12 protein-coding genes and 1 tRNA gene are annotated in these 12845 nt (G+C 67.7%); 10 read left to right on the top strand and 3 right to left on the bottom strand.

Annotated elements, in window-relative coordinates:
- Positions 1 to 64: 64 nt before the first annotated feature.
- From ribB to JM664_RS01140, 5 genes are all read left to right on the top strand, one after another.
- A complete protein-coding gene (gene ribB, locus JM664_RS01160; protein ID WP_227418064.1) occupies positions 65 to 1165 on the top strand; it encodes a 3,4-dihydroxy-2-butanone-4-phosphate synthase in 1101 nt (366 codons plus the stop codon).
- Between the two features lie 2 nt (positions 1166 to 1167).
- Positions 1168 to 1680 carry a 6,7-dimethyl-8-ribityllumazine synthase gene (locus JM664_RS01155; protein ID WP_227418063.1) on the top strand — a complete coding sequence of 171 codons (513 nt, stop codon included), beginning with the start codon at positions 1168 to 1170 and terminating at the stop codon, positions 1678 to 1680.
- Entirely contained in the window at positions 1677 to 2132 is a 456-nt protein-coding gene (gene nusB, locus JM664_RS01150) for a transcription antitermination factor NusB (RefSeq protein WP_227418062.1), read from the top strand. Before JM664_RS01155 ends, nusB begins: the two co-directional genes overlap by 4 nt.
- A gap of 241 nt (positions 2133 to 2373) precedes the next feature.
- Entirely contained in the window at positions 2374 to 3456 is a 1083-nt protein-coding gene (locus tag JM664_RS01145) for a hypothetical protein (protein ID WP_227418061.1), read from the top strand.
- Positions 3457 to 3728: 272 nt separating this feature from the next.
- Positions 3729 to 4190: an MmcB family DNA repair protein gene (locus JM664_RS01140; RefSeq protein ID WP_227418060.1), complete on the top strand. Its 462-nt coding sequence runs from the start codon at positions 3729 to 3731 to the stop codon at positions 4188 to 4190.
- On the opposite strand, the gene JM664_RS01135 is transcribed toward JM664_RS01140, so the two are convergent.
- Entirely contained in the window at positions 4171 to 4389 is a 219-nt protein-coding gene (locus JM664_RS01135; RefSeq protein WP_227418059.1) for a DUF6324 family protein, read from the bottom strand. The two genes, JM664_RS01140 and JM664_RS01135, sit on opposite strands and share 20 nt — an antisense overlap.
- Positions 4390 to 4505: 116 nt before the next feature.
- Between JM664_RS01135 and JM664_RS01130 the strand changes: the two genes are divergently transcribed.
- Positions 4506 to 4582 (top strand) — tRNA-His (locus tag JM664_RS01130).
- 3 nt (positions 4583 to 4585) lie between these two features.
- Here the strand turns inward: JM664_RS01130 and JM664_RS01125 are convergent.
- Entirely contained in the window at positions 4586 to 4912 is a 327-nt protein-coding gene (locus JM664_RS01125; protein WP_227418058.1) for a DUF6476 family protein, read from the bottom strand.
- Here JM664_RS01125 and JM664_RS01120 point away from each other — a divergent pair.
- From JM664_RS01120 to JM664_RS01105, 4 genes are all read left to right on the top strand, one after another.
- Entirely contained in the window at positions 4884 to 5912 is a 1029-nt protein-coding gene (locus JM664_RS01120; protein WP_227418057.1) for an RluA family pseudouridine synthase, read from the top strand. The two genes, JM664_RS01125 and JM664_RS01120, sit on opposite strands and share 29 nt — an antisense overlap.
- Positions 5913 to 6025: 113 nt before the next feature.
- Complete coding sequence (gene rpoH, locus JM664_RS01115; RefSeq protein ID WP_227418056.1) at positions 6026 to 6922, top strand: RNA polymerase sigma factor RpoH; 897 nt, start codon at positions 6026 to 6028, stop codon at positions 6920 to 6922.
- A 60-nt stretch (positions 6923 to 6982) separates the two neighbouring features.
- Complete coding sequence (locus JM664_RS01110) at positions 6983 to 7699, top strand: HAD-IA family hydrolase (protein ID WP_227418055.1); 717 nt, start codon at positions 6983 to 6985, stop codon at positions 7697 to 7699.
- Positions 7696 to 10146, top strand: coding sequence for a glycoside hydrolase family 65 protein (locus tag JM664_RS01105; RefSeq protein ID WP_227418054.1), 2451 nt, complete (start codon positions 7696 to 7698; stop codon positions 10144 to 10146). The genes JM664_RS01110 and JM664_RS01105 overlap by 4 nt, the downstream gene beginning before the upstream one ends.
- Position 10147: 1 nt before the next feature.
- On the opposite strand, the gene JM664_RS01100 is transcribed toward JM664_RS01105, so the two are convergent.
- Positions 10148 to 12817: an HAD-IC family P-type ATPase gene (locus tag JM664_RS01100; protein WP_227418053.1), complete on the bottom strand. Its 2670-nt coding sequence runs from the start codon at positions 12815 to 12817 to the stop codon at positions 10148 to 10150.
- Positions 12818 to 12845 lie beyond the last annotated feature (28 nt).

Raw genomic sequence — 12845 nt, 5'->3', positions numbered from 1 at the left:
CTCTGGCCTTCCAGCGGAACCGAGGCTAAGGCGGGCGCCGGATGTTGACGGCATGGGCCAAGCGATGAACGACATGAACTGGTCCGAAGCGATATCCTCTGTCGAAGAGGTGATCGAGGACGCGCGCAATGGCCGCATGTTCATCCTCGTCGATCATGAGGACCGCGAGAACGAGGGCGATCTCGTGATCCCCGCGCAGATGGCGACGCCGGAGGCGATCAACTTCATGGCGACGCACGGTCGCGGCCTGATCTGCCTTGCGCTGCCCGGCACGCGGATCGATGCGCTCGGCCTGCCGCTGATGTCGAGCTACAACTCCTCGCGGCACGAGACCGCCTTCACTGTCTCGATTGAGGCGCGGGAGGGCGTCACGACGGGAATATCGGCGCACGACCGCGCGCGCACCATCGCCGTGGCCATCGATGCATCGAAGGGCGCCGCCGACATCGCCACGCCGGGCCACGTCTTTCCACTCCGCGCCCGCGAGGGTGGCGTGCTGGTCCGTGCGGGCCACACCGAAGCCGCGGTGGATGTGGCGCGCCTGGCGGGCCTGAACGCCTCCGGCGTGATCTGCGAGATCATGAACGAGGACGGGTCGATGGCGCGCCTGCCCGACCTCGTGAGCTTTGCGCAGCGCCACAACCTCAAGATCGGCAGCATCGCCGACCTCATCGCCTACCGCCGGCGCTACGACAATCTCGTGCGTGAGCGCGAGGTGCGGACGATCACCTCAGGCTTCGGCGGCGAGTGGACGATGCGCGTCTTCATCGACCAGACGCAGGGCGCGGAGCACATCGCCCTCATCAAGGGCGACATCTCCCGCGACGCGCCGGTGCTGGTGCGGATGCACGCTCTCGACCCGCTGCTCGACATCGTCGGCACCGGCGGCGCAGGTCGAACCGGCGAATTCGGGCAGGCCATGCGCCTCATCGCAGAGGAGGGACGCGGCGTGCTCGTTCTGCTGCGCGACCTGCACATGAAGCTGGCGCTCGAGGACACCGTCTCGCCGCATACACTCAGGCAGTACGGTCTCGGGGCTCAAATCCTGTCGACGCTCGGCCTCTCGCGCTTGGTGCTTCTGACCAATTCTCCTTTGCCAAAGGTGGTCGGGCTCGAAGCTTATGGCCTTTCGATCGCTGGTACCCGCTCGATACCGCTGGAGTGACCATGGCCGGACCGTCGCACTACGTCATGCCGCTGCCCGAGTTCGATGCGCCGGTCCGCGTGCTCATCGTGATCGCGCCGTTCTACCGCGACATCGCCGACGCGCTGCTCGAGGGTGCGCGAGCGACGCTCGACCGCGTCGGCGCGGAGCATGAGACGGTCGAGGTGCCCGGCGCGCTGGAGGTCCCGACGGCGGTGCGGCTTGCCCACCGGCAGGCCGACTTTGACGGCTACGTGGCGCTGGGGTGCGTCATCCGGGGAGAAACAACGCACTACGAGACAGTCTGCGCCGACTCCTCGCGCGGGCTGACGTTGCTTGGGCTCGACGGTCTATGCATCGGCAACGGCATCCTGACGGTAGAGAACCATCAGCAGGCAGTCGTGCGTGCCGATCCCGCAAGTCAGGACAAGGGCGGCGGCGCGGCCGCGGCGGCCCTGCATCTCGTCGCGCTGTCGCGGCGTCTGGCGCGCAGGCCGACAGGCATCGGCTTCCTTACGGGCGAGGCCGAAGCATGAACCGTCGCAGGCAGATGAAGTCGGCCGCGCGCCTCTATTCGGTGCAGGCGCTGTTCCAGATGGAGGCCGCGGGCGAGGGCGTGGACAAGGTGCGGCGGGAGTTCGAGTCTCACCGCTTCGGCGCCCGCTACGACGATGACGAGATGGCGGAGGGCGATGTGGACCTCTTCCGCGCACTTATGGAGGGTGCGGTCGAGCGGCAGGCGATGATTGACCAGATGACTGACCGGGCCCTGGTGGCGAAGTGGCCGATCGCGCGGATCGATCCGACGCTGCGCGCGCTCTTCCGAGCCGCCGGCGCCGAGCTCACCGGAGGCGATACGCCGCCGAAGGTCGTGATCAACGAGTTCGTCGATGTCGCGCGCGCCTTCTTTCCCGGTGGACGGGAACCGCGACTGGTGAACGCCGTGCTCGATCACATGGCGCGCGAGGCGCGGCCGGACTCGTTCTAATTCCATGACCGTGCGGTCGTTTCGTCCGCTGGTAAGGTAGACGGCGCAGCCTGATCTCCCTGAATGTGCGAGGGAGAATATGAAGGGCCTTGGACCACCCGACCGACGCGCGGGGTTGCCGGTCTGGAACCGGCCGGAAACCGGATTCGGATCGGGCGGCTACATCACGCAGCACTGGCGCCAGCAAGCGCCCAAAGACGAGCAACGCTCGCGGGTCGGTCTGTGCGTCGTCGTCTGGAACATGCACTGGCTCCAGGACCTCTTCGCCCGCGCCGCCGATGGCACGCCGGTGCTCAAGCCCGGCGACATGCGCGTCCGCGGCCCCAGCCCCCGGGGCCGGAACGACCTGCCGACGGTGAGCGAGCGGCTTGACCTGATCGCGCGTGGCCTCAGCGATCTTGATCCCGACGTTATCGTGGTGATGGAGGGGCCGTCGGACACGGAGAAGCTGCAGCTTCTCATGAACACGGTCTCAGGCGGGGTTTGGGAGTGCCACGTGCAACGCTCCCGCTTTCCCAGCAGTCCCGGCGGGCCAACGCTCGATTCGTCGCAGTGCGTCGGGATCGCGGTGCGGACGGACACCGGCCGCCTGGCCACGGTGCCGCTCGTGCCGTTCGAGGTCGAATCGCCTGCGATCGGCGATCTGCACGAGGCTACCGAGCCCTTCTTCCTCGACTTCGGGCGCGAGCAGATCACCGAATGGTTCCGATTCGAGCGGCGGCCGCTCTACGTCGAGGTCCGCCCGAACGTGGGCGCGCCGATCCGCTTGCTGGGCCTGCACCTCAAGAGCAAGGGCATCTTCGGCGCAATCGAGTGGTCACGCTGGTGGCAGATCGCCGAAGCGCACCGCGCGCGCCTGCTGGCCCTCTGCCGACATCTCCGCCGGCGCTTCATCGACATGTACCTGGCGCATGCGGCGACGCGGGACATCCCGCTGATCGTCTGCGGCGGCATCAACGAAGGCCCCGGCTTCGGCTTGGCCGAGATGCAGCTCCGCAATAGCGGGGTGCAGGAAATGATGGGCTCGATCTGGCGGCCGGACCTGATCCTGGGCAACGCGCTCTTCGACGCGCTCCAGGGCGATAGTGCCCCGACGTTCGAAGATCTCTGGACGGTGGAGTTTCCCGATCCGATCTTCGAGGAGACGCGCCACCGGGTCTGGACCGACCACTTGCTCTATTCGAGAAACGTCCGGTCCGACTGGATCAGCGACGCGCGGATCTTGCGCAGCACCTGTCAGGGCACCCCTTTCTCCGAGATCTCGGATCACTGCCCGGTGCGCGCGCTGATCGATACGACAGGGTGGGACGAGCCCCGAGATTAGCCCGTTTGGCGGTATCGTGGCGGGACCGCCGCAAACGTGGGGCGACTAATTCCCGAGGACCTGTTTTCACAGGTGGGCGTTGGGTAACCGGACCAGGATCCGGACAGAGCCAACTCCCTCGGAATTGAGTAAGGCCACCGGAATTTGACCCTGCACGGGAAGGGCAGTGCCCGCCACGCACAGCAGATAGGTGGAACGGAGCGCGCCGGCAAGCGCCGCAGCACCTTTCAATGCGCTTGCGCCAGGTTCGCGTTGCGTTCACCATGGACGCCATGCCCGACGATCTTTTTCCGGCCCTGCCAAAACCGGGGCAGCTTCTGGCTCGTGGCGTGTGCCGTCATCTGCTCGACCGGGATTTCGTGACGGTCGAGGAGTTGGTACCCGCACCGGGTTTGCGAGTCGACGTGATGGCAATGGGGCCGAAGGGCGAGATCTGGGTGATCGAGTGCAAGTCATCGCGCGCCGACTTTGCCTCCGACCGCAAGTGGCAGGGCTATCTCGAATGGTGCGACCGCTACTTCTGGGCCGTGGAGGCGGACTTTCCGATCGATCTCCTGCCCGAGGGCACGGGACTTATCGTTGCCGACGCTTACGACGCCGAGATCGTGCGGATGCCCGAGGAGGCGCGGCTTGCGCCTTCGCGGCGGAGTTCGGTACTGCGCAAGTTCGCGCGCCACGCGGCGCTGCGGTGGCACGCGGCGCGAGATCCTGCCCTCATCGTTTCCCGCGCCTAGGCTTGCCACCGGACTTGCCGATGTCGCGGGCGCGGGCGGCGGCGGCACGGATCTCCTCGGCAATCTCATCGGCCTCTTCGGGCTCAAAGTCGAGCGGCAGGTCGATCCCCTCCGCCTCGACGAAGATGCGGACCATGCCCAGCGACGTCGGGCCGATCTGCAGATTCGCCGAGACGTCCGATTCCCTGTCAATGCCCATTGCCGTTCTCCGTCCGCAGTGCGCCGCCGTCCTAGACCCGCAAGCGGTTCCGGGCAAGCCGGCGCCTTGTGCGAAGTCTTGCAAAGTCGCACACGTGGCGTTAGAGGGCACGGCGTGCCGCCTTAGCTCAGTTGGTTAGAGCGCTGGATTGTGGATCCAGAGGTCCCCTGTTCAAGCCAGGGAGGCGGTACCACCATCAATCGAGGGTGACTTCCTGCCGCAGCTTTCCGCTCGGCCGCTCGTAGATGAGGATACGCCCGTCGTCTGTGACGACCGCGTACCAGTCCGCCGCGGCGGTGACGGCCTGAGCGGAGACGCCGTCGGGCAGGGCCACCTCCTCGGGCAGAGGCAGGGCTGGCGTTCCGCTCAGGCGGGTAACAAGCAGCAAGACAATCGCGAGGACGCCGACGATCATGGTAAGCGTCAGAGCCATTACCAGCCGCGCCAGCCACCGGAGCCGCCGCGCGTCCGCTTCGGATATCGGAGCTTCCGCCATGCCGCCCTCTGTCGTTACCGTGGTCATCGCCGCCGATCCGCCGCCGCGGCTAGATAAGGCATTGGCGCGCGACGCACCAGCCGACGCACATCTCAGCCGCTCCCGTCTCGCGCGGCTGCTTGCCGACGGCTGCGTCCGTTCCGGCGCCGAGGCCGTGACCGATGCCAAGCGCCGGCCGGTCGAAGGCGAGGTGTACGAACTGACGATCGCGCCGCCCGCGCCGACCAATATGGTGGCGCAGGACATCCCACTTAATGTTCGCTACGAGGACGAGGACCTGATCGTCGTCGACAAGCCGGCAGGCCTGGTGGTACATCCTGCGCCGGGCAGCGCTGACGGCACGCTAGTCAATGCGTTGCTGCACCGCTTCGGCGGCTCGCTCTCGAGCGTCGGCGGGATTGCGCGGCCAGGCATCGTGCACCGCATCGACAAGGACACGAGTGGGCTCTTGGTGGTCGCGAGGTCGGACCGCGCGCATCATGGCCTTGCCGCACAGTTCGCCGCGCATAGCGCTGAGCGGACATATCTTGCTGTCTGCCATGGCGTGCCGGATGCGGCGGATCCTCGTATTCTGGGCCTGCGTGGCGCGAGCCTGGACGCCGACGGCACTGTCGTCGTTGCCACCGGCCTCGCCCGCCACCGGACCGACCGGCAGAGGCAGGCGGTGACGTGGCGGGGCGGGCGGCACGCGCTGACCCGCCTGCGGACGATCGAGCGTTATGGCGCCGCTGCGGCGCTGGTGGAGTGCCGGCTCGAGACCGGCCGCACACACCAGATCCGCGTGCACATGGCCTATCTCGGCCACCCGCTCGTCGGAGACGGAACCTACGGGGGGCGAAGGCGCGTTTCTGCCGCGCAACCAGGGGCCGAAGTGGCGAACGGTTTTTCGCGTCAGTCACTCCATGCGGCGACGCTGGGATTTCGCCATCCAGTCAGCGGCGAGCAGTTGCGGTTCCAGTCGCCTTTGCCCGCTGACATGGCGGCTCTGCTCGCGGCCCTCGGCCAACGGGGCTGCACGAATGAGTGAGGAAGCGCACGCTGGCTGGACAGGCCGCGCAGGTACGCCACAATCGAAACGACCTACTTGAACTGAACCGATCAGTTTACTATTTCGGAACCTCTCGTACGGGGGAAAGCGCAATGAGCACCTACGCCAATTTGCCCGCGCCGTCGCCGGAGCAGGGCCTCAACCGCTACCTGCAGGAAATTCGCAAGTTTCCGATGCTTGAGCCGGAGGAGGAGTACATGCTGGCGAAGCGCTGGGTCGAGGACCAGGACTCGGAGGCGGCACATCGGCTGGTGACGTCGCACCTGCGGCTGGCTGCCAAGATCGCCATGGGCTATCGCGGCTATGGCCTGCCGCAGGCGGAGGTCATCTCGGAGGCGAACGTCGGCCTGATGCAGGCCGTGAAGCGCTTCGATCCTGAGAAAGGCTTCCGCCTTGCGACATACGCGATGTGGTGGATACGCGCCTCGATTCAGGAGTACATCCTGCGGTCCTGGAGCCTCGTGAAGCTGGGCACGACTTCGGCGCAGAAGAAGCTCTTCTTCAACCTCCGTAAGGCCAAGGCGCGCCTCGGCGCGCTGGAAGAGGGCGACATGCGTCCCGAGAACGTTCGCAAGATCGCGACCGACCTGGGTGTCACCGAGCAGGAGGTGATCTCGATGAACCGCCGCCTGTCCGGCGGCGACGCCTCGCTCAATGCGCAGGTAGGGGCCGATGGCGAGGGTACGACGCAGTGGCAGGACTGGCTAGAGGACGAAGACGCCGACCAGGCGACTGCGTTTGCCGAGAGTGACGAGCTCGAGGCGCGCCGTGCGCTGATGGCCGAGGCGATGAAGGTCCTCAACGAGCGCGAGCAGGACATCCTGACCCAGCGGCGGCTGCAAGACCAGCCCGTGACGCTCGAGGACCTGTCGGGCGTCTACAATGTCAGCCGCGAACGCATTCGCCAGATCGAGGTCCGTGCATTCGAGAAGTTGCAGAAGCGGATGCAGGAACTCGCGCGCGAAAAGGGACTGCTTGCGGACGCCTGACAAGGCACCGGCAAATTCCTCAGCAAGGAACCGGCAGGCACGGCGACGCGTCGTGCCTGCATGGCGCGTGTCGTACTCGATCCTGCCGAATTCGATGGCGTGCTCTTCGACATGGATGGCGTCGTCACCGACACGGCCAGCCTGCACGAGCGGGCATGGAAACAGGTGCTCGACCCCATCCTGACTGCGGCCAGCGGTCCTCCCTTCTCGCATGATGACTACCGCCGATATGTCGACGGGCGAACGCGCCCGGATGGTGCATGCGCCATTCTGTCCTCCCGAGCCATCGAACCTACGCCCTTGCTGGACCGCATCGCGAGGGAGAAGAACGCTGTCTTTCAGCACCTGCTCATCGCAGAGGGCGCCGAGGTCCTCCCCGGCGCAGAGCGGCTCCTCGACGCGCTGCGTCAGGCGGGAGTGCGGGCCGGACTCTTCACGGGCAGCCGCAATGCCGAGCGTGTGCTGAGGAACTCCGGTCTGGGGGCGGCTTTCCTCGCGCGGGTCGACGGTCTGGTGGCCGAGGAGGAGGGCCTTGACGGCAAGCCCGCTCCCGACATGCCGCTCGCCCTCGCGCGGCGCCTGGGGGTGCGGCCGGAGCGCAGCGCATTGTTCGAAGATTCCGAGGCAGGCGTTCTTGCCGGCGCGGCGGGCGGCTTTCGACTCGTGATCGGGGTGGCGGAAGGGAAGGATGCGGAACGGTTGCGCGCAGCTGGGGCCGGGATGACTGTCGCCTCGCTCGAAGAGGTTGCAGTCCGGAACGAGGAGAGCGGAACATGAGCTGGACCTTGACCTACAACGGCTTCGACGTTGACGATGAGGGCCTGCGCGAGACGCTCTGCACCCTTGGCAACGGACGCTTCGCCACGCGCGGCGCCACGCTCGACTCGCGTCCAGACGCGACCCACTATCCCGGTACCTATCTTGCCGGCGGTTACGACCGGCAGACAAGCGAAGTATCCGGCCGCGAGATCGAGAACGAGGACCTGGTCAACTGGCCGAACTGGCTCCCGCTCGTCATCCGGCCCGAAGGCGGCGATTGGCTGCGGATCACGGCGGATAGCACTCGCGACTACGTCCAGACGCTCGACATGCGCCACGGGCTGCTCCTGCGCGAACTGCGGCTGGTGGACCCGCAGGGGCGCGTTACGCGACTGCGCGAGCGGCGCTTCGTCAGCATGGCCGATCCCGACCTCGCGGCCGTCGAACTTACGATCGTGCCCGAGGGCTGGAGCGGGCGTCTCGACGTCCGCTCGGCGATCCATGGCGGGGTGACGAACTGGGGCGTCGAGCGCTATCGCGATCTCGAGGGGTGCCATCTCAGGATCATCGACTGCGCCCACCCTGAGGCCGACGTCGTTCGCCTGCATTGCCGGACGCTGCAGTCCCGCATCGAGGCGGTGATTGCCGCCCGAACCCGCCTCTTCACCGGCCACGTCGAGCGGGATGCCGAGGCGGACGACTGGCGAGAGCTCTGTGAGGTCGGCACCGATTTCGCCCTCGACGTCGCGGACGGCGAGGAGGTTTCGGTCGAGAAGATCGTCTCCTTCGCCACGTCCCGCGACTGCGCCATCGCCTCGCCCAGCCTCGCCGCCACCGACGCTGTCATCCTCGCCCCTCGCTTCGCCGTACTTCTAGAAGAGCACGAACGCGCCTGGCGCGGGCTGTGGGAGGATTTCGACATCGCGCTCGCGGACGGCGATGACGAGGCGCAGCAGCACCTGCGCGTGAACACGTTCCACCTGCTCCAGAGCGTCTCTCCGCACACGACGGCGCTCGACGTGGGTGCTCCGGCGCGCGGCTGGCATGGCGAAGCCTATCGCGGCCACATCTTCTGGGACGAGCTCTTCGTCTTTCGCGTGCTGAACCTGCGTGAGCCGCGGTGGACGCGGGCGCTGCTGTCGTACCGCCTGCGCCGGCTCGAGGCGGCGCGCCGGCTGGCCCGGTCGGAGGGCCTGCCCGGCGCCATGTATCCTTGGCAGAGCGGCTCGGACGGGCGCGAGGAATCGCAGGTGGTGCACCTCAACCCGAAGTCGGGTCGCTGGGTGCCGGACGCCACGCACCGGCAGCGCCACATCGGCTTGGCGCTCGCCTACAACATCTGGACCTACTTCCGCGCCACCGACGACCGCGCCTTCCTTGCGGAGGGCGGGGCGGAGATGCTGCTCGAGATCGCGCGCTTTTTTGCCGGCCTCGCAAGCTGGGACGACGAGCTCCAGCGCTACCGGATCAGGGGTGTGATGGGACCCGACGAATTCCATACCGCCTATCCCGGCGTCCCGGCGGACGAGGCGGCAGGGATCGACGACAATGCCTACACCAACGTGCTCACCTCTTGGCTCCTCACGCGCACCATTGATGCCCTGTCGGACCTGCCGCCCAGCCGTCGCCAGCGGCTTCGCAGCGCCATCGGGCTCGACGACGCCGAGATCGCCCGCTGGCAGGAGATCGCCGAAAAGCTCTACGTGCCACACCTGTCGAACGGCCTGATCGCCCAGTTCGAGGGCTACGAGGATCTGGAGGAGCTCGACTGGGACGCTTACCGCGAGCGGTATGACGACATCCACCGCCTCGACCGGATCCTCGAGGCCGAGGGCAAGGACGTCAACGACTACAAGGTCTCCAAGCAGGCGGACGTGCTGATGTTGCCGTTCCTGTTCTCGTCCGAGGAGCTGGTGCAGATCTTCGAGCGGATGGGCTACGTCTTCGATCCTGCGGACATCCCGCGCCTCGTCGCCTACTATGATCAGCGCACCTCGCACGGCTCGACGCTCTCGCGCGTGGTCCACGCCTGGGTCGTCGGGCGGTCGCAGCGGCCGCGCTCATGGGATCTTCTGCGCGAGGCGCTGGAGGCGGACGTCAAGGACGTGCAGGGTGGTTCGACCCGCGAGGGCATCCACCTCGGCGCGATGTGCGGGACGATCGACATGATCCAGGCTGGCTATCTGGGGCTGGTGGTGCGGTCGGGCATCCTTCACGTCGACCCGGTGCTCCCCGACGCGCTCTCCCGCGTCCGCACGCGGGTCCGCTACAGGGGACAGGAGGTCAAGCTCGACGCGACCCGCCAATGTCTGGATATCGCGGTCGGAGGCAGCAGCGCCGACCCGATCGGCATCGCCTATCGCGGACAGCATCGCCGCTTGCCTCCGGGCTCGGAGGCGCGGTTCCGGCTGGTCCGGCCCCGCAACGCACGCGCTGGTCCGGCGCAAGAGGACGGCGAGCCGTGAGTCAGTAGGGGCGCAGGATCCCCGCTGCGCGCCGCAGCCACTTCTCGGCCTCTAGCCCCAGCAACAGCACGAGGCTGGCGCCGCCGATCAGCGCGAGGTCCGCGAGGCTCATCGGCTGGGTGTCGAAGACAACCTGCATCGGTGGCGCGTAGGTAAAGCCGGCCTGCAGCAAGATTGCGGCCGCCACGCCAAGCAGGACCGCGCGTGTGCCCATCAATCCGGTCCAGCTGAACCCCGAGAGGTGCAGGTAGCGCACCGAGAAGAGGTAGGCGATCTCCATCGCCACGATCAGGTTCACCACCAGCGTCCGCGCCAGCTCCAGCTCGTCGCCGCGCTCGAGCGACCAGAAGAAGAGGCCGAAGACGGCCAGCCCGAACAGCACCGAGACGAGCGCGACCCGCCATATCATCTCGGCGTCGAGCAGGCCCGCCTCCATCCGGCGCGGGCGACGCTCCATCACGCCCGGCTCGGCCGGCTCGAACGAGAGCGTGAGGCCCAGCGTCACCGCCGTGACCATGTTGATCCAGAGGATCTGCACCGGTGTCACGGGCAGCGTGATGCCGAGCAGGATGGCCGCGATGATGACGAGCGATTCGCCGCCGTTCGTCGGCAGCGTCCAGGCGATCACTTTGCGGATGTTGTCGTAGATCGTCCGCCCCTCGCGCACCGCCGCGACGATGGAGGCGAAGTTGTCGTCCGCCAGCACCATCCGCGCGGCCTCCTTGGCGGCCTCGGTTCCCTTGATGCCCATGGCGATGCCGACGTCGGCGCGCTTGAGCGCAGGCGCATCGTTCACGCCGTCGCCGGTCATCGCGACGACCTGCGCCTTGGCCTGCAGCGCCTCCACCAGCCGCAGCTTGTGCTCCGGCGCGGCGCGCGCGAAAACGCCGACCCGTCCGGCGTGGCGCGAAAGCTCTGCGTCGTCCAGCGACGCTACGTCCGCGCCGATCATGGCGCCGCCGGAGGTATCGAGCCCCAGCTCGGCCGCGACGGCCAGCGCCGTGCGCGCATGATCGCCGGTGATCATCTTGACGTCGATCCCGGCGCTGCGGCAGGCCGCCACCGCCTCGATCGCCTCCGGGCGAGCGGGGTCGATAAAGCCGGCGAGACCGATCAGCGTCAGGTCCCGCACGTCGTCCATCGTGAGGGCGTCCGCGTCCAGCGGCCTCTGAGCAAAGGCGAGGACGCGGTGACCGTCCGCCGCCAGCGTCTCGATCGCCTCCTGCCAGGCCGCGCGGTCGAGTTCGCCGCTCTCCTGCCGCGCCGAGAGCTCAAGCAGGCGATCCGGCGCGCCCTTTACGTGCAGCTTGCGCCCGTCCGGCCCCTTGTTCAGCGTGGCCATGAATCGGTGGTCGGCGTCGAACGGAATCTCCGCAATCCGCGTGTGGCGCGCGTGCTCGTCGCCCTCATTGAGCCCAGCCTTGCAGGCGAAGGCTACCAGCGCCCCCTCCATCGGATCGCCCTCCACGCGCCAGCCGTCCTCGCCTCTAAGGAGTTGCGCATCGCCGCAGAGCAGGCCGGTCCGCGCCAGTGCCTCCGCTCGCAGGTCGGAGCGCGAGAGTGCGCCTGCAGGGTCATAGCCTTCGCCGGTGACGTCGAGCGGCGCTTCGCGCGGATCAACTACCACTCGCCGCACCACCATTTCGTTCAGCGTCAAGGTACCGGTCTTGTCGGTGCAGATGACCGAGACGGCACCCAGCGTCTCCACCGCCGGAAGCCGCCGGATGATGGCGTTGCGCGCCGCCATCCGCTGCACGCCGAGGGCGAGCGTGATCGTCAGCACGGCCGGCAGGCCTTCGGGAATCGCCGCGACGGCCAGCCCCACCATCGCGAGGAATGCCTCCTCGATGGCGTACCCGCCAATCATGGTCGCATAGGCGAAGACGGCCGCGCAGACGGCGAGGATGAGGAACGTCAGCAGCCGCGCGAAGTGGTCGATCTGACGCAGGAGCGGCGTCTTCAGCTGCTCGATGCCGCTCAACATCGCGCCGATCCGCCCGATTTCGGCCGCGGCGCCGGTCGCCACGACGAGGCCGACGCCGCGGCCCGAAGCCGCCAGCGTGCCCGAATAAGCCATCGAGGTGCGGTCGCCAAGCGCCGCCTCCCGTGCGACGGCTTCCACCGACTTGACGATGGCGGCCGATTCTCCGGTGAGCGCCGCCTCCTGTGTGGTGAGGCCGCTGGACTTGATGAGGCGCAGGTCCGCTGGCACGCGGTCGCCGGCCTCCAGCAGCACGATGTCGCCCGGCACGAGATCCTCCGCCGGGACGTGCCGCCGCTCGCCCTCCCGCAGCACCGCCGCCTCCGCCGACAGCATGGCTCGCACCGCCGCCAGCGCGTCCTCGGCGCGGCCCTCCTGCCAGAAGCCGATTGCGGCATTGATCACGACCACGGCGATGATTACCGCTGCGTCGGTCCAGTGTCCGAGCACCGCCGTGATCGCGCCGGAGGCGAGCAGGACGTAGATCAGCAGGTTGTCGAACTGGTCGAGCAGCCGTCGCATCGGCCCCCGCGGCTTGACGGCCGGCAGCGCGTTCGGCCCATCCCGGGCGCGCCGTGCCGCCGCTTCCTCCGCGCTCAGGCCGCGACGACTCGACTCTTGCCGGCGCATCGCCTCGTCGACGTCGAGCGCGTGCCAGTCCTCGGCCGCAGGGGCGTCGTTTGCGTCCATGCCTGCTGTCCCGTTCCTTCGGCGCGCT

Source organism: Roseitranquillus sediminis (assembly GCF_016918935.1).
Lineage (GTDB): Bacteria > Pseudomonadota > Alphaproteobacteria > Rhodobacterales > Rhodobacteraceae > Roseitranquillus > Roseitranquillus sediminis.
Note: the sequence above shows the minus strand (reverse complement) of the source record. Positions and strands in the feature narration are given on the sequence as shown.

Excerpts from the sequence above, each read along its gene's own strand:
- ribB (WP_227418064.1), top strand. The coding sequence starts at position 65 with ATGAACGACATGAACTGGTCCGAAGCGATATCCTCTGTCGAAGAGGTG.
- JM664_RS01155 (WP_227418063.1), top strand. The coding sequence starts at position 1,168 with ATGGCCGGACCGTCGCACTACGTCATGCCGCTGCCCGAGTTCGATGCG.
- nusB (WP_227418062.1), top strand. The coding sequence starts at position 1,677 with ATGAACCGTCGCAGGCAGATGAAGTCGGCCGCGCGCCTCTATTCGGTG.
- JM664_RS01145 (WP_227418061.1), top strand. The coding sequence starts at position 2,374 with ATGCACTGGCTCCAGGACCTCTTCGCCCGCGCCGCCGATGGCACGCCG.
- JM664_RS01140 (WP_227418060.1), top strand. The coding sequence starts at position 3,729 with ATGCCCGACGATCTTTTTCCGGCCCTGCCAAAACCGGGGCAGCTTCTG.
- JM664_RS01135 (WP_227418059.1), bottom strand. The coding sequence starts at position 4,389 with ATGGGCATTGACAGGGAATCGGACGTCTCGGCGAATCTGCAGATCGGC.
- JM664_RS01120 (WP_227418057.1), top strand. The coding sequence starts at position 4,884 with ATGCCGCCCTCTGTCGTTACCGTGGTCATCGCCGCCGATCCGCCGCCG.
- JM664_RS01125 (WP_227418058.1), bottom strand. The coding sequence starts at position 4,912 with ATGACCACGGTAACGACAGAGGGCGGCATGGCGGAAGCTCCGATATCC.
- rpoH (WP_227418056.1), top strand. The coding sequence starts at position 6,026 with ATGAGCACCTACGCCAATTTGCCCGCGCCGTCGCCGGAGCAGGGCCTC.
- JM664_RS01110 (WP_227418055.1), top strand. The coding sequence starts at position 6,983 with ATGGCGCGTGTCGTACTCGATCCTGCCGAATTCGATGGCGTGCTCTTC.
- JM664_RS01105 (WP_227418054.1), top strand. The coding sequence starts at position 7,696 with ATGAGCTGGACCTTGACCTACAACGGCTTCGACGTTGACGATGAGGGC.
- JM664_RS01100 (WP_227418053.1), bottom strand. The coding sequence starts at position 12,817 with ATGGACGCAAACGACGCCCCTGCGGCCGAGGACTGGCACGCGCTCGAC.